The organism is Lysobacter sp. M2-1 (assembly GCF_022662495.1).
Classification (GTDB): domain Bacteria; phylum Pseudomonadota; class Gammaproteobacteria; order Xanthomonadales; family Xanthomonadaceae; genus JAKPBU01.
This window is the reverse complement of the sequence record NZ_JAKPBU010000001.1, coordinates 333,668-348,028: the sequence shown is the minus strand read 5'-3', so window position 1 is coordinate 348,028 and position 14,361 is coordinate 333,668. Positions and strand designations below refer to the sequence as shown.

The following is a 14,361-nucleotide window of genomic DNA, read 5'->3' as shown; positions in this document are numbered from 1 at the left end:
TGGCGCGCGTAGACAGATTCAGAGAGCTGGGTGGCCGGCTTCGCCGCGCGCCAGCGATTCCGCCTCGTGCCGATGGCCGCGCACCTCGTAACCCACCACGGTCACCACCGGCGCCAGGGTCAGGATGCACAGGCACACGGACATGCGCACGCCGGCCAGCGCGGCCACGACGGCGGCGGCCACCACTGCTGCGGTGAGCAGCAGCAGCCACAGGTGGAACGGGTCGAAGCGACGCACCAGGTAGTAATACAGCGCATAGATCGAGCCGATGAAAACGCTCACCGGAATGGCAGTGGTGAGCAGTACCGCGAAGGCGCTGATATGCGCCTTGTGCTCCAGGTAATACGCCGCCACGTGCAGGCCGGCGCCGGTGGCGACGATGGCGGTGACGATCGCCATTTGCGAATACCCCCACACGAACGAACGTTCGCGGTGTTCGCGCAGCACATGCGCCGAAGGCAGGATGTAGTAGATCCACCACATTCCGAACGTGAGCCCCACGCCGGCCGCGCACACCAAGGCCGTGTCCAGTGTCCAGCCTTGCGTGTCCACCACCGCAGACAGCGTAGCGACCGTGCCCACCACGCCTTCGCCCAGGGCGATGATCGCGAACAGGCCATGACGCTCCACGATGTGGTGCGCATGCCAGGGCGTGCCGCCGTCCTTGCGCTCGGCCAGCACTGGCCCGGCCAGTTCGGTCAGCACCAGGGTGCAGATGAACACGAACATCGCTGCGGCGGGCAGGTCGACGAACAGCGTGGCCGTCCAGCCGATCTGCGCCAGCACGATGGCCACGGCGTAGGTCAGGCACACGCGCCTGCGCGCCGGATCCTGCTTCGCCGCGCGCAGCCACTGCAGCACCAGTGCGATGCGCATGATCACGTAACCCAGCACCATCACTGTGTTGTCGACCCGTCCATCGTTGTCCTCGAGCGAGGCGAACATGCGCGGCAGGCCGATGGCCAGCACCAGCACGCCGGCCATCTGCGCCATCGTCAGCAGCCGGAACAGCCAGTCGTCGGTGTCGTAGGCCGACGAGAACCAGGAAAAATTGATCCATGCCCAGCAGATGGCGAAGCTGGCGAAGGCGAATCCCAGCAGGGCCACGGCGTAGTGGCCCTCGGCCAGGGCATGCGCGAAGCGCGACGCAGCGAAGCCGAAGCTGATGACGAAGGTCAGGTCGAACAGCAGTTCCAGCGGCGTCGCGCTGCGGTGCGCTTCGTGGGGGTCGCGACCGCCCATTCGCCGTGCGTGATGGTGCAGATCGTCGGCATCCGGTGTGGATGTGCTCATTTGGCCCCTCATCGCTGCGCAGGCGGAAAGCTCCGCGGCATGATACGCATCGTGCGGCCACGGATCGAAGCGATCGGAGCTTTGCGAGGCAGACTGGTCGCGGCGCCATGCAGGAGCGCCGCTTGCATGCGACCGCTCGCGTCGAAGTTGCGTTCGCCCGCTTCCGTTCGCTCAGAACCAGGCGCGGCGACGCCCGAACCACAGGGCGATGCCGGCCAGGACCAGCATCACCCCGGCGGCGACGGCAAAGCCGACATCCCTGGTGTCGAAGAAGCTGGCATCGAAGTTCATCCCCAGCACGCCGGCGATCACCGCCAGCACGCCGGTGACCACGGTGACGAAGGTCAGCGTGCGCATGGACTGGTTGGTGTCGATTCCGGTCCGGCTGGTCAGCAGCTCGAAGCTGCCGATGACCAGTTCGCGGGCGTTCTCGACCATGTCCATCGCGCGCTCGTAACGCGTATCCAGCGATGCGAAATGGCGCGCAGCGACGCCGTCGTCCACGGGCCTGAAGTCGGGACGCGATAGCGCACCGAACACCGCCCGGTGCGGCGCCAGCATGCGGCGCAGGCGCGATGCAGCCTTGCGCAGGCGCCGCAGTTCGGGCAGGCAGTCGCGCGGGTGATCGGACAGGATCCCGACCTCCATGCGTTCCACCGCGATCTCGAACTCGGCAAACGCGGCGAAGTAGGTCGACAGATGCCAGTCCAGCAGCGCGGCCACGAAGCTCTCCGCGCTCAGGCCGCCCAGATCGGAATCCATCCGTTCGCGCTTGCGCAGCTCATCGATGAAGCCGATCGGCTCGCGGTGCACGCTCACCACCCAGTTGGTGCCCGCCGCGATCAGCAGCAGCGGGCCCTGCGAGTTGAGGCCATCGTCGTCGGTCACCGGGACTACCCGCAGCCAGAACTGATCGGCCGACTTGCCCAGGCCCGGCATCGTGCTCGGGCCGCTGAAATCCTCGACCGCATCGGGGTGCATGCCCAGGCTTGCGCACACCTCGCGCAGGCAGTCTTCGGCAGGGTCCTGCAGGTCCACCCAGAGCAGTTCATCCTTGGCCGGCGACAGCTTCGCCAGGGCTGACAGATCCACGTCCTCGTCCCGGTCGTCGCTGCGATAGAGCCGGGCACGCACGCCGTTTGGATTCGTTGCTGTTGTCATCGCGATCCCGCCAAACCAGGGCAGGGCGCCAATCTGGTCGCCGGGTCGTGAACGCGGAGCAAAGGCCGGCATGCGGGTGGACGTCTCTCGGTGGTCCGGCAGGACCTCGTCCACCTACTCGGTACTGATCATGTCCGGCACAGCGGGCGATTGCTGTCAAAGCGCGCTCGCGAGCACCCGCAAGCCCGGGGTCAAGCGGTGGCGACACGGTTGCGCCCCGCCGCCTTGGCGCGATAGAGCGCAGCGTCGGCGGCCTGGATCCACTGGTCCAGCTTGTCGTGATCCTTGCTCAGCTCGGCCAGCCCGATACTCGATGAACAGTGCAAGCCAGGCTCGGCTTCGAATACGAGCTCGCTGATCCGGATGCGCAGACGCTCTGCCGCCTGCATGGCCTGGTTGGCGTCGGTGTCCACCAGCAGCATGGCGAACTCGTCGCCGCCGTAGCGCGCGGGAAGATCGATGTCGCGGACGCTGGAGCGGAGCAGCTCGGCCACGCGTTTGAGCACCACATCGCCCATGCCGTGGCCGTAGCAGTCGTTGATCGCCTTGAAATGATCGATATCGATGAGCAGCAGGGTTGCGAGGTGGCCACTGCGCTTGAAGCGGGAGAGTTCGTTGAACGCCCTGGTCTCGAAGTAGGGCCGATTGGGCAGTTGCATGATCGGATCGGTACGGGTGAGGTGCTCGAGTTCCCGGTTCTGCTTTGCGATCCTGCGGCCAAGGCGGTGGGTCAGCACGCTCAGCGCCACGGCGTAGACGAACAGGAAAGGCACGCACGCCAGCAGGGTCCGTTGCGAGACTTCAGGCTCGAAGGGAAACCCCAGCGCAGCCCATGCGATGGCGAAGCCCAGCCCCAACGCGATGCTGGAGCGCCACAACAGCCCCCAGCCCCCTGCGGCGATCTTGTCGGCGATCAGCATGGTGACGAACACGGCGGCCGGCGCTGCGCTGACGGCCATCGCTGCGATCCAGGCGCCGCCGAAGGCGGAGTCGAGCATCAGACAGCGGAATTCGGTTGCTACCGGATCCCGCGATCTGCGGCACAGCCAGTCGGCGACCTGCGGCCAGACAAAGGCGTTCAGGACCAGCAAGACCCAGAACGGTTCGCCCGCGGCCCGCTCCTGGAGCACCGAGGCGATGGGCAGCGCGCACAGGACCGTTCCGACCATGCGCATGCGATGGATGCGCCGCACGAAACGCAAACCCCGAGTGCGGAACTCCTCTGCGGTGGAGTAGTGGGGCATGCGTCAGTCCATCGAAGCAGAAGCCAATTCTAGCGATTGTTCCGGGTTTGCCCGGGACCGAGACGGAGAAGATCCCGAGTCCGGTTTTCGCCAAGCGACAGCATTCGCGTCGACACCCGGCCATTGCACCAGCAAGCCTTGCGGTATCCAAGGCGACATTAGTCGAACCCGATCACTGCCAGGGCCGTGGCGCTTTCGCACCGCCGTGGGCGATTCTCCGGGTTGACCCGCTCATCCGGGGGCCTGGCATCCACAAGGCCCAGATGTCCTCAGTCGGGCCGGCAGTCAATCCCTGCGGCAGACCAGCAGCACCTCGTCCACCTGTGCGGTACCGACCATGCCCGGAACCAGTGCCAGTGGTTTCTGGAAGCGCGCGAACAGGGGCAGCGTCCAGTTGTACCACCACATCGCCTGCTGGCGCCGATGGGTGAGGAACCACATGCCCAGATCGAGCATCCACGAGGCCTTCGGTTGCATGCCGTAGATCGCGCTCTGCTCGAGAGTGAGCCCGTGCGCGCGGATCTTCGCCAGCAGCGGCTCCGGCTCGTAACGGCGGTAGTGGCCGACGAAGTCGTCGAACGCGGTCCAGCTGGCCGGATGCAGCGGCGCCGACAGCAGCACGGCCGCGCCGGGCTTTGCCACCCGCGCAAGCTCGGCAAGCACGCCATCGTCGTCGACGACGTGCTCGATGATGTCCATGGCGCAAACGGCATCGAACGCCGCATCCGAGAACGGCAGCGCGGTCACCTGGCCCTGCACGGCATTCGCCCCGCCGGCCTGCAGGCGCCGCAACGCCGGCGCGCTGATCTCCACGAACTGGGTGCCCTGCAGCGGAAACCGTGGTCGCAGGCCAGGCGCCACTTCGAGCCGCTGCATGGCACCCGCGGTCAGCCGGCTGACCAGCGGCCAGGTGTTGAAACGCTGCGGCTCGCTCAGGCGCGCGCCGCTCCACAATCCATCGTAGAAACTTCGGTTGCGCTGCAGCAGGTCGTGCTCGGCATGCATGGGCGGGACCGTGATGCCTTCATCGTGGGGCGAACGGGCGTCAGGTTACCTGTCCGAAGCGCCTCGTGGGGTTGGGCACGTCGGTCGATGCCCCTCCGCAGCATCAAACATCGACGCAGTCGAGCTGCAGATGCTCGGGCGCCAGCGTTGCGAGGAAGTCGCGCGCATCGAAGGCCGCGCCTGCGGTGATGACGCCGGACAGGTGGGCGCGTCCTGCGACGATGCGTTCCATCGCTTCCACGATCAGCGGCGCGGTGACCGCGTAGATGTCGCGTCCGCTGGCGACCGCGCTGCGCAGTTCCGTGCCGTTGCGGACCACCGCTTCCATCATGAAGCGCTGGGCCGATCGCCCCTGCGCATCGCTGGCCACGGGCGCGGGCGTATCCGGATTGCGCAATTCCTGCAGCGGCGCCAGGTTCATGTACGAGTGCAGCTCGCGCACGCGCAGATGGCGCGAGATCGTAATCGTCTCCGACAGCGGCAGCGCCACCATCGGCTGCGTGTCGAACGGGGCAGGGAAGTTCCAGTCGCGCGTGGGCGCGGGATCGGCCAGGGGCTCGAGCTTTCCATCCGACACCACCAGGCGCCGGTAATGGTTGCGCTGCCCGGTCAGGCGTGTGCCCGCGGTGGGATGCCAGCTGTCGAGCGCCACGCCGATGTCGATCGCATCGGCCTGCGGCCATCCGTCCATGGCAGCCGTGGCCAGCAGGTCGGCCAGGCCGCCGTAGAACGCCATGCCCGGCAGCACCGCGACGCCCGCGTTGCGCGCGGCTGGTGTCTGCTGCTCGAATACGTCCAGCACCGCGCGCTGCTCGGCGGCCGGATCCAGGTAATGGACGCGCGCGCGCAACGCCGCTTCGATCACCGGCGTGGCCGTGTCCAGGAACGGTCCGGCGCAGTTGATCACCGCGACCGCGCCGTCCAGGGCGCGATCGAGCGAGGCCGCATCGTCGATCGACGCAATGCGCAGTTCCAGCGTCGGATGTTCGGCGCCGAGCGCCGCCAACTTGTCCGGATCCCGACCGGACAGGATCGGCGTCCAGCCGCGCCGGAGCAGTTCGGCCACAACGAAGCGGCCGGTGTGCCCGTAGGCACCGAAGACGGTGACGGCGCGGTTCGCCGTCACCGGTGCACCCGCTCCGTGGGCGGCGGCCGTCACGATTGCGCTTCCGCCTCGCGCAGCTTCTGTGCGCATTCCTCGCAGCACACCTCGACGGTGCGCCCGCCGATCGTCACCTTGATCGCATTCTCGTCCAGCTCGTAATCGCATACCGCGCAGGTCTGTTTGGCCATGACACTCTCCTGTGGACGCCCGCCATCCGGGCACGCACATGAGACCAGCCGGCGGCCGGCGTCGCTGTCGAATTCTTTAGCGATCTCGGGCGCGCGCCCTAGGACAACGACTGCCTGAAGGCGTCGGGCGAGCGCCCGTAGCTGCGCTTGAACGCCGCGCTGAAGTGGCTGTGGCTGGAGAAGCCCAGATCCAGGGCGAGCGCGGACAGGTCCTCGGCGCCGGCGAGCAGGTCGAGCGCGCGGGCCAGGCGCAGCTGCAGCTGGTAGCGATACAGCGGCATGCCCTCGACCTGCTGGAAAGCCTGGGTGAGGTACACCGGCGAACCGCCGATGTCGGCGGCGATCTCCGCTAGCGTCCAGCGCCGACCCAGGTCGCTCGCCATCAGCAGCTTGACCCGGTCCACCAGCCGGCGCTTGGCCGGGGTGGCGCCGGAGGCGCGTGCGGTACGCGGGCCCAGGCTGCGGCTGGCGAGGATCAGCAGCAGGCTCTCGGCTTCCAGCGGCTCGATGTTGCCGCTCTGCAGGCCGTGCCGCAGCAGCGCCACCAGCGCCTGCGCGCGCGGATCGATGCGCAGGCTCTGCATGCGGAAGCCGAGCGCATCGCGCTTGTGCAGCAGCGCTGCCGGCGCCAGTTCGCGCAGCAGCGACTCGGACAGGACCAGCACCAGGCTGGTGTCGCCGCCGCTTACCGGATGGCTGACCTGGTAACCCTCGCCCGCGTTGAACAGCAGCACGTGGTTGGCATCGGCCACCGCCTGGTCGCTGCCGACATGGCGCAGGTAGGTGCCGCGGTAGGGGAACACCAGGTGCGTCGCCGAAACGCATTCCTCGGCGCTGCGATGCCGGCAGGTGCCCGCGCAGCGCACATGTCGCACCGCGACGGCGGCGGTGTCGAGCAGCATTTCGACTTCGAGATCCGACATGAACGGGTCGCGCGCTGAAGCGAGCGGGAAGGGTAGCGCATACGGCGACGGCCAGATGCGCCGTCGCCCCCGCAGGCTCGCCTAACGGGAGCCGAGCGCCTGCAGGTAGGCGCGGATGCGCTTGGCGTTGGTGCCCACGTCGCTCTTGCCCACGCGCGAGACCGAGCGCATGTCGACGCGGCTGCCCTCGCCGTCGGCTTCCACACGGATCACGATGTCGTCCTTGAAGCCGAACCACAGGGTGGTGTCGGTGGCTTCGATGCGCCCGGTGGCCGGATCCGCGGCCACGATCTCCCAGCCCATGTCGCGCGCCACCTGCTCCGCTTTTGCGAACGCTTCCGGTGGTGGCAGGTCCATGCGCAGCGGACCCAGATCGGGATAGCCCTCGCGCTGGGCCTGCGCCACCTCCGCACCGCCGTATGCGGCCGGATTGGGCGCATCGGCGCGCAGCGGCAGCACGGCAACGAATTCCGGTGGACGCTCCGTGTCGGTGCTGATGTCGTGGATCGGCGGCACCGCGCGTGCCTGGCGCATGCCGTTCCACGGCACGAAGGCGACACCCAGGCCCAGCACCAGCGCTGCCAGCAACGACGCCGACCCTGTACGACGCGTGCGCGGCACCAGCAGCATTACGATCGCCAGCGCGGCCGCGGCCAGTCCGGCGAACGCGGCCCACCGCATCAGGGCGAAACCGGTACGGAATTCCCACAGTTCCAGGCGCGTGCCCGGGCCGGCGGCCAGCAGCAGCACGGCCGCAATCAGACTGAGCAGGAAAGCGATGTGTGCAGGTTTCATGGCGATGCCTCTTGGATGGGATGGCGGGCAGTGCGGGCTCGGTCGGGTGTCGCACTGTGTCGATGATGCTTTGCTTCGCAGGTGGAACGACGATGCCTATGACGAAGCATTCGCAGTGGGCCCCCAGAGCTGTTCAAGCCGCTGGTCGCGGCCGCAGTTGTAGCGGTAGAACTTGTAACGGACGGGATTGCGACGGTAGTAGTCCTGGTGATAGGCCTCGGCCTGATAGAACTTCGACGCTGGAACGACCTGCGTCGCGATCGGCAGCTTGAAGCGGCCGGAGGCCTCCAGCTTGCGCTTGCTTGCATCGGCCAGGCGCTGCTGTTCGGCGGCCGTGGTGAAGATCGCGCTGCGGTACTGGTCGCCGACGTCGCAGAACTGGCGGTCGACAGCGAGTGGATCGATGTTGCGCCAGAACACGTCCAGCAGCTTCTGGTAGCTGACGCGGGTCGGGTCGTAGCGCACCAGCACCGCCTCGGCGTGGCCGGTGCGGCCAGCCGACACCTGCTCATAAGTGGGATTGGCGACGTGGCCACCGATGTAGCCGGAGGTGGTCGACTTCACCCCGGGCAGCTTGTCGAACGGCGGCTCCATGCACCAGAAGCAGCCGCCGGCGAAGATCGCCACGGCGGTCTTCGCAGACGACCCGCTCGTGGATGGACGTGCAGTCGTCTGCGCGCCGGCGCCGAGCATGATGGCCAGCATCAGCAAGCCACCGATCGCGGCGATCACGCCAGACATGCGATGTCGGAAGATGGTCATGCTCAGCTCCTCAAGGCGGGAAGCGGCTGGCCCCTGGGCACGAACACGAGTGCCACGCCGTTGTTGCACCAGCGCTCACCGCGCGGCGGTGGGCCGTCGTCGAAGACATGGCCCTGGTGCCCGCCGCAGCGTGCGCAGTGGTATTCGGTGCGCGGCAGGATGAGCTTGAAATCCTTCTTGGTGCCGATATGGCCGGCGATCGGCTGGGTGAAGCTGGGCCAGCCGGTTCCGCTGTCGAACTTGTGCGCGCTGTCGAACAGGGGCAGGTGGCAGGCAGCGCAGACGAAGGTGCCGTCGCGCTTCTCCTTGTCCAGCGGACTGCTGAAGGATGGCTCGGTGTCCTCTTCGAACAGCACGCGGTAGGCGGCCGGGCTGACCTGGTCGCGCCAGGCTGCGGCGGGCTTGTTCAGGCGCGCGATCTTCGACGATGCAGTCTTCGCGTCGGGCGCGGCTGCCGCTGCGCCGGTGTCGGGAGCGCGCGAGCAGGCCGGTAGCCACGGGAGCGCGGCCAGCGCGGTGAGGGTGTGCAATGCATTACGACGGTTCATGGGAAGACTCCGACTACAAGAAGAGGAACTTTGTAGGAGCGCCTCTTAGGCGCGACGCCTTGTGCGTGCATCAGGGTCCGGTCGCGCCTAAGAGGCGCTCCTACAGAAGCCCCGGGGTGCGAATGGCGCGTGCGTGCCGGGCGACGGTTTGCGCGATCTGGCGATGACGGCGTCATGCCGGCTTGCCGGCCACCCACAGGCGATCCTGGTCGCGCAACAGGAACAAGGTCAGGCACGCCGCGAGCATCGGCCAGGCGGCGAAGAACAGGATGTTGGGGCCCTCGTACGGCGCCAGGTACTGGCGCCAGGACACGAAGGTGGACGCGGCGTGCAGCAGCAGGATCGCACCATAGGTCCAGGTGCGGGCGACACCCGCCAGGAACGCCAGCACCAGCAACAACTGCACGACACCCAGGCCGACGACGATGCCCTCGCCGACGCCGGGCATGCCGTAGAAGCCGTCGAACACGCTGCTGGAATGTTCCGGCCGCACCAGCTTGTCCACGGCCCAGACCAGCATCACCGCGGCCACGCTCACGCGCAGCGCGAGCAGCGAAATTTCGAGCTTTCGGGTTGGCGAAGACATCGGGTTTCTCCAGGTCAGGTGACGGGTTCGAGCGCGGCCGGCCGGGTGTCCTGGGCGATTGCGGCCAGCGCGATGCCGATCGCTGCGGCGTCCATCGCATCCAGCGGCAGCACGAGCAGGCGCTGGATGCGATCGGCGATCAGCTGTGCGGTTTGCTGGAAGGCGCGCGCGGTTGCATGCGCGCCGCCACGGGTGGAAGAAGGATCCGGGCAGGCCCAGTGCGTCGGCACCGGATTTCCCGGCCAGACCGGACAGATCTCGTGCGCCGCGTTGTCGCAGACGGTGATGACCAGGTCCATGGGCACCGCATCGGGTCCGATGAACTCCTCCCAGGACTTGCTGCGCAGACCGTCGACGCGGTAGCCGAGGCGTTGCAGGGTGGCCAGCGCGTGCGGATTGACCGTGCCCGAGGGCTGGCTGCCGGCGCTGTAGCCCTGCAGCCGCCCTTGTCCGAGGTGTGTGGCCAGCGCTTCGGCCAGGATGCTGCGCGCCGAGTTGTGCGTGCACAGGAACAGTACGCGCCACGTGCGGTTCGACGTCGGCATTGCGGCATTCATGTGAGTGCGCCTCCGCAGCTGGAGCCCTGGCCGGCGGTGCAGCCGTAGCAGTGCCCTGCGACAGCAATCCGGCGCGGCATGTCGTGGTCGAGCAGGTCGCGCAGGTGGGTCGGTTGCTCGCGCCCGGCCAGCGGCAGCTTGAACATCTGGTTGAAGTCGCAGTCGTAGAGCTGGCCGTCGTAGCCCACGCTCAGGGTCGAGCGACACATGACCGACGCCAGGTTTTCCTCGCGATGCGCGTTGCGCAGCGTGTCCATGTAGCCCTGGAACTGGCCCTTGGACAGCAGCCAGGAACCGAAGCGCTGGATCGGCATGTTCGCCAGCGCGTACAGGCGGTGGAAGACGATGCCGAAATTCTCGCCGAGCAGGCGGTGGTAGTCGCGCTCCAGCGCGTCCTGGGCCGGCGGCAGGAATGCGCCGTTGGGGTTGTAGACCAGGTTGAGCTGCAGCGGGCTGCCGGGCTGGCCGTAGCCGAGCGCGTTGAGTGTCCGCAGCGCGCGGATCGAACTTTCGAATACGCCGTCGCCGCGTTGCTCATCGACGTTGTCCTGGCTGTAGCAGGGCAGCGATGCGACGACTTCGACTTTATGGCGTGCGAGGAAGCCGCCGACCCAGTCGTAGCCGGGCTCTTCCATGATGGTCGGGTTGAGCCGGTCCATCACGTGCAGGCCCGCGGATTTCGCCTGCTCGACCAGCCAGCGGAACCGCGGGTTCATTTCCGGCGAGCCGCCGGTGAGGTCGAGGTTCTGGACCTGCAGGCGTTCGGCCACGGTGAGCGCCAGCTGCATCGTGGCCTGGTCCATGGCCTCGGTCCGGCGCGGGCCCGCGTTGACGTGGCAGTGGATGCAGCTCAGGTTGCAGCGGTAGCCGAGGTTGAGCTGCAGCGTGGTGACCGCGCCGCGCTCGATCTCGGGGAAGTCGCTGTCTTTCAGCAGGGGCCAGGTGTCGTGCATGGGGGTCTATTGCCGGTGGGCGGGAAGGCGGGTGTCGCGGGCCAGCGGCTGCCGCAGCAGCGCGATCAGCGTCTGCTCCTGCGAGTCGCGGAACTGGTCGAGGCCGATCGTCATGCCGCGGTGGCCGTCGCGCGGCTGTTCGACGCGCGAGCAGAACAGTCGGTCCCACAGCGAGAGGATGTTGCCGTAGTTGCTGTCGGTCTCGTCCCGGTGCACCGAGTGGTGCACGCGGTGCCAGTCCGGCGTCACCAGCACGCGCCGCAGCTGCCGGTCCCAGGCATGCGGGATGGCGATGTCGGCGTGGGTCAGCAGCGCGAACCCGGCGAGCAGGATTTCGTACACCGCCACCGCAGCCACGGACGGCCCGAGCGCGGCGATGACGGCAAACTTGTAGAGCATCGACAGCAGTATCTCCGCCGGGTGGAAGCGCAGGCCCAGCGTCACCTCGAACTGCAGGTCGCTGTGATGGACGCGATGGATGCGCCACAGCGGCGGCACCACGTGGAACCAGCGGTGCTGCCAGTAGATCGCCAGATCCAGGGCCACGATCGCGACCGCGAATTCCAGCGCCGCGGGCATATCGACCATGGCCAGCAGGCCGATGCCGCGACTCGTCATCTGCCAGGCGAACGTCACCGCGGTGAGCGGCAGGATCAGGTAGACAAGCAGCGTCGACACCGCCGCCAGGCCGAGGTTGCGCCAGCGCCGCCCGCGTACCGGCGCTTCGCCGCGCGTGGGCCACGCGCGCTGACACAACAGCAGCGCCAGCAGCAGGGCGGCGACGACCAGCAACCTGGTGGGGCCGGCATGCGCGAGCCACCAGGCGTTCATGTGCTGGCCTCCGCGATGTCGGACAGCGCCTCGAGTTCGCCTATCAGCCGCAGTTGCGCCGGGGTCGGCGCGGCGAGTGCCGCCAGGCCGGTGCGCACGTGGGGGAGGTCGTCCACGGTGTCGAGGTCGTGCAGCGTTTCCAGTTCGAGCCAGGCGCCGGTTCCGTGCATGGCGTGCATGAACTGCGCCGCGGTATCCGGCGCGCTGTAGCGCACGCCGGTCCACGCGTCGTCGTGCAGCGACGCGTTGCCGCCGAACAGCCAGAAGCCGCCGTCGGCGGCGCGGCCGATCGCCAGGCGCGACTCGACGCCGGACAACCAAACTGCCGCCCGCTGCAGTGCGTGCGCGGTCAGCTGCGGCGCATCGGCGCCGATCAGGATCGCCGCGTGATGGGCTTGACGCAGCCGCGCGTAGACCTGCGCCATGCGCTCGCCCAGGGAACCGATGCCTTGCGGCAGCTGCGGCAGGTCGGTCCATGCCTCGACAGGAAGCGCGGCGTCTTCCGCCACCGCCCAGTACGGCTCGATACCGCCCTGGTCGCGCGTCTGCATCGCCACCGAGGCCACGGCTTGTGCCGACGACAGGTACAGCGCCTCCGCGCGACGACGCCCGATCCCCGGCCACAGCCGCGTCTTCACCGGCGACAGCGACGGCGTCTTGACGAAGATGGCAATGCCGCAGCTCATGACACCTGCTCCGGACGGGAGAAACGCCGCGCCTGCTGCGCAGTCGCGCGCACGTGGTCGCGCGTGGTGGCCCACCAGCCGCGTTGCGCGTACTTGCGCGCACTGGTGTAGACCGGCGCGCGCAACGCGCGCAGCGGAATGTCGAGCGCGCGTGCCGCCCAGATCGCAGCGTGGTCCTCGCCTGCGCCGACATGCTCGTCGAAGCCGCCGATGGCGTCGTACACGCGCCGCGGCATCAGCAGGCCTTGGTCGCCGAACGGCAGCCCGAGCAGGCGGCTGCGCATATGCGCTCCCAACGCGTTGAGGAACATCAGGCGCGGACCATCGTGCAGGAAGCGCAGGTCGAAGTAGCCGATAGCGGTTTCATCGGCGTCGACAAAGCGATGCAAGGCGTCTAGGGTCGAAGCAACGATCCGTGAATCTGCATGCAGGAACCACAACCAGTCGGCGTCGGTCCGGGTTGCGCCGGCGTTGAGCTGGCGCGCGCGACCGGCGGCGGAGCGGAGCAGGGTGACGTTCGCCGGCAACGCGTCCATGACCTCGTCATCGCCTTGCGCCAGCACGAGCATGACCTCGCGCGCCCGCGCAGCGGCCAGCTGCGGCAGCAAGCCCTCCCAGGTGCGATCGCCGGGACCGGCGGGGATAACGATGGCGAGACTCGGGCGCATGGACTTCAGCAGCAGGCGCCGGCAGGTGCCGTCGCGGTCGTGGGTGGGGTGCCGCAGTCGAACAGGCCGAAATGGACGCGCTGGTCGCCCTGCAGGTCGAAGTGCGCGCCGTAGCGCGACAGCGCCAGCATGTCGAAGGTGTTGCCGCACACAAGCATCGGCCTGCCAGTCTCGAAGCGATGGTGATCGTCGAGCACGAAGGCGTGCGGCAGGCCCGCGATGCTGCCGCGATAGGTGGCGAGCTGGCCGTAATCCTCGCAGCGATCCTCCAGCGGCAGGCGGAACGCGCGCATCGTCATCGAGCGGAATCCGACCATGCCGATCCGGGCCTCGATCTGCGGGTCGAGCAGCGGGATCGGCGACTGGCTGACGCAGCGCGCGTCGGCGCAACCCAGTCGATCGAGCATGCGGCGGAAGTCCTCGACGTACAGCGCTCCGGCCAGGCATTCGCCCAGCAGGACCGGATCGCTGCGCAACGCGTCGGGGATGCGGCGGTCGGCGAACACATCGGAGAAATACAGTTCGCCGCCGGGCTTGAGCACGCGGAAGATCTCCGCGAATACATGTTCCTTCTCGGGCGACAGGTTGAGCACGCAGTTGGACACGACCACGTCGACGCTGGCGTCGGCGATGCCGCAGTCCGCGAGCCGCTCGATGTAGCCCTCGACGAAGCGCACGTTGGATTGCGCATGGCCGTAGCGCTGCGCGTGCCACGCCTGGTGGCGGGTGGCGACCTGCAGTTGTTCCGGCGTCATGTCGACGCCGATGACCCGGCCCGATTCGCCGACCAGGCGCGACAGCAGGTAGACGTCGCGCCCGGTGCCGCAGCCCAGGTCGAGCACGGTCCGGCCTTCCAGCGCCGGCGGCAGCGGCGAGCCGCAGCCGTAGAAACGGTCCTTCACTTCCGAATGCACATCCTCGAGCAGTGCACGCAGGGCCGCCGGCATGGACTCCGCCGGACAGCAGGCGCCGGTGCGCAGGTCGCGCGTGGACTGGAGCACGTCGCCGTAGTAATGGCGGACATCGTCGTGAGTGGTGTGCAGGTTCATTGGGTCA

The 14,361-nt window shown here is 68.0% G+C and carries 17 protein-coding genes; all 17 read right to left on the bottom strand.

Annotation, left to right across the window (positions count from 1 at the left end; all coding sequences use genetic code 11):
• Nucleotides 1-18: 18 nt before the first annotated feature.
• Nucleotides 19-1,293, bottom strand: coding sequence for a low temperature requirement protein A (locus MC375_RS01485; protein ID WP_242101508.1), 1,275 nt, complete (start codon nt 1,291-1,293; stop codon nt 19-21).
• Between the two features lie 171 nt (nt 1,294-1,464).
• The gene (locus MC375_RS01480; RefSeq protein ID WP_242101507.1) at nt 1,465-2,454 is read right to left on the bottom strand and encodes a CorA family divalent cation transporter; all 990 of its coding nucleotides are present in this window, start codon (nt 2,452-2,454) and stop codon (nt 1,465-1,467) included.
• 191 nt (nt 2,455-2,645) lie between these two features.
• Entirely contained in the window at nt 2,646-3,698 is a 1,053-nt protein-coding gene (locus tag MC375_RS01475) for a sensor domain-containing diguanylate cyclase (protein WP_242101506.1), read from the bottom strand.
• Between the two features lie 285 nt (nt 3,699-3,983).
• Nucleotides 3,984-4,703 carry a class I SAM-dependent methyltransferase gene (locus tag MC375_RS01470; protein WP_242101505.1) on the bottom strand — a complete coding sequence of 240 codons (720 nt, stop codon included), beginning with the start codon at nt 4,701-4,703 and terminating at the stop codon, nt 3,984-3,986.
• A 103-nt stretch (nt 4,704-4,806) separates the two neighbouring features.
• Complete coding sequence (locus tag MC375_RS01465; protein ID WP_242101504.1) at nt 4,807-5,862, bottom strand: saccharopine dehydrogenase NADP-binding domain-containing protein; 1,056 nt, start codon at nt 5,860-5,862, stop codon at nt 4,807-4,809.
• Entirely contained in the window at nt 5,859-5,996 is a 138-nt protein-coding gene (locus MC375_RS01460; protein ID WP_242101503.1) for a hypothetical protein, read from the bottom strand. The genes MC375_RS01465 and MC375_RS01460 overlap by 4 nt, the downstream gene beginning before the upstream one ends.
• Before the next feature lie 98 nt (nt 5,997-6,094).
• The gene (locus tag MC375_RS01455) at nt 6,095-6,919 is read right to left on the bottom strand and encodes an AraC family transcriptional regulator (protein ID WP_242101502.1); all 825 of its coding nucleotides are present in this window, start codon (nt 6,917-6,919) and stop codon (nt 6,095-6,097) included.
• 81 nt (nt 6,920-7,000) lie between these two features.
• Nucleotides 7,001-7,714: a DUF1499 domain-containing protein gene (locus MC375_RS01450; RefSeq protein ID WP_242101501.1), complete on the bottom strand. Its 714-nt coding sequence runs from the start codon at nt 7,712-7,714 to the stop codon at nt 7,001-7,003.
• Nucleotides 7,715-7,810: 96 nt separating this feature from the next.
• Nucleotides 7,811-8,476, bottom strand: a complete 666-nt coding sequence (gene msrA / locus MC375_RS01445) for a peptide-methionine (S)-S-oxide reductase MsrA (protein ID WP_242101500.1) — start codon at nt 8,474-8,476, stop codon at nt 7,811-7,813.
• Nucleotides 8,477-8,478: 2 nt separating this feature from the next.
• Nucleotides 8,479-9,024 (bottom strand): peptide-methionine (R)-S-oxide reductase MsrB, encoded by a 546-nt coding sequence (msrB, locus tag MC375_RS01440; protein ID WP_242101499.1) that lies wholly within the window; start codon nt 9,022-9,024, stop codon nt 8,479-8,481.
• Between the two features lie 172 nt (nt 9,025-9,196).
• Nucleotides 9,197-9,610, bottom strand: coding sequence for a MauE/DoxX family redox-associated membrane protein (locus tag MC375_RS01435; RefSeq protein ID WP_242101498.1), 414 nt, complete (start codon nt 9,608-9,610; stop codon nt 9,197-9,199).
• A 14-nt stretch (nt 9,611-9,624) separates the two neighbouring features.
• Nucleotides 9,625-10,155 (bottom strand): arsenate reductase ArsC, encoded by a 531-nt coding sequence (locus MC375_RS01430; protein WP_242101497.1) that lies wholly within the window; start codon nt 10,153-10,155, stop codon nt 9,625-9,627.
• A gap of 8 nt (nt 10,156-10,163) precedes the next feature.
• The gene (gene arsS, locus MC375_RS01425; RefSeq protein ID WP_242101496.1) at nt 10,164-11,120 is read right to left on the bottom strand and encodes an arsenosugar biosynthesis radical SAM (seleno)protein ArsS; all 957 of its coding nucleotides are present in this window, start codon (nt 11,118-11,120) and stop codon (nt 10,164-10,166) included.
• A gap of 6 nt (nt 11,121-11,126) precedes the next feature.
• Complete coding sequence (locus MC375_RS01420) at nt 11,127-11,951, bottom strand: sterol desaturase family protein (protein ID WP_242101495.1); 825 nt, start codon at nt 11,949-11,951, stop codon at nt 11,127-11,129.
• Nucleotides 11,948-12,637 (bottom strand): DUF2064 domain-containing protein, encoded by a 690-nt coding sequence (locus tag MC375_RS01415; RefSeq protein ID WP_242101494.1) that lies wholly within the window; start codon nt 12,635-12,637, stop codon nt 11,948-11,950. Before MC375_RS01415 ends, MC375_RS01420 begins: the two co-directional genes overlap by 4 nt.
• On the bottom strand, nt 12,634-13,305 hold the full coding sequence (locus MC375_RS01410) for a glycosyltransferase (RefSeq protein ID WP_242101493.1): 672 nt from the start codon (nt 13,303-13,305) through the stop codon (nt 12,634-12,636). Before MC375_RS01410 ends, MC375_RS01415 begins: the two co-directional genes overlap by 4 nt.
• Nucleotides 13,306-13,310: 5 nt before the next feature.
• The gene (locus MC375_RS01405) at nt 13,311-14,354 is read right to left on the bottom strand and encodes a methyltransferase domain-containing protein (RefSeq protein WP_242101492.1); all 1,044 of its coding nucleotides are present in this window, start codon (nt 14,352-14,354) and stop codon (nt 13,311-13,313) included.
• Nucleotides 14,355-14,361: the final 7 nt, after the last annotated feature.

What these genes read in the sequence shown, in the direction of transcription:
- MC375_RS01485 (WP_242101508.1), bottom strand. Translation starts at nt 1,293, where the DNA reads ATGAGCACATCCACACCGGATGCCGACGATCTGCACCATCACGCACGG.
- MC375_RS01480 (WP_242101507.1), bottom strand. Translation starts at nt 2,454, where the DNA reads ATGACAACAGCAACGAATCCAAACGGCGTGCGTGCCCGGCTCTATCGC.
- MC375_RS01475 (WP_242101506.1), bottom strand. Translation starts at nt 3,698, where the DNA reads ATGCCCCACTACTCCACCGCAGAGGAGTTCCGCACTCGGGGTTTGCGT.
- MC375_RS01470 (WP_242101505.1), bottom strand. Translation starts at nt 4,703, where the DNA reads ATGCATGCCGAGCACGACCTGCTGCAGCGCAACCGAAGTTTCTACGAT.
- MC375_RS01460 (WP_242101503.1), bottom strand. Translation starts at nt 5,996, where the DNA reads ATGGCCAAACAGACCTGCGCGGTATGCGATTACGAGCTGGACGAGAAT.
- MC375_RS01455 (WP_242101502.1), bottom strand. Translation starts at nt 6,919, where the DNA reads ATGTCGGATCTCGAAGTCGAAATGCTGCTCGACACCGCCGCCGTCGCG.
- MC375_RS01450 (WP_242101501.1), bottom strand. Translation starts at nt 7,714, where the DNA reads ATGAAACCTGCACACATCGCTTTCCTGCTCAGTCTGATTGCGGCCGTG.
- msrA (WP_242101500.1), bottom strand. Translation starts at nt 8,476, where the DNA reads ATGACCATCTTCCGACATCGCATGTCTGGCGTGATCGCCGCGATCGGT.
- msrB (WP_242101499.1), bottom strand. Translation starts at nt 9,024, where the DNA reads ATGAACCGTCGTAATGCATTGCACACCCTCACCGCGCTGGCCGCGCTC.
- MC375_RS01435 (WP_242101498.1), bottom strand. Translation starts at nt 9,610, where the DNA reads ATGTCTTCGCCAACCCGAAAGCTCGAAATTTCGCTGCTCGCGCTGCGC.
- MC375_RS01430 (WP_242101497.1), bottom strand. Translation starts at nt 10,155, where the DNA reads ATGCCGACGTCGAACCGCACGTGGCGCGTACTGTTCCTGTGCACGCAC.
- arsS (WP_242101496.1), bottom strand. Translation starts at nt 11,120, where the DNA reads ATGCACGACACCTGGCCCCTGCTGAAAGACAGCGACTTCCCCGAGATC.
- MC375_RS01420 (WP_242101495.1), bottom strand. Translation starts at nt 11,951, where the DNA reads ATGAACGCCTGGTGGCTCGCGCATGCCGGCCCCACCAGGTTGCTGGTC.
- MC375_RS01415 (WP_242101494.1), bottom strand. Translation starts at nt 12,637, where the DNA reads ATGAGCTGCGGCATTGCCATCTTCGTCAAGACGCCGTCGCTGTCGCCG.
- MC375_RS01410 (WP_242101493.1), bottom strand. Translation starts at nt 13,305, where the DNA reads ATGCGCCCGAGTCTCGCCATCGTTATCCCCGCCGGTCCCGGCGATCGC.
- MC375_RS01405 (WP_242101492.1), bottom strand. Translation starts at nt 14,354, where the DNA reads ATGAACCTGCACACCACTCACGACGATGTCCGCCATTACTACGGCGAC.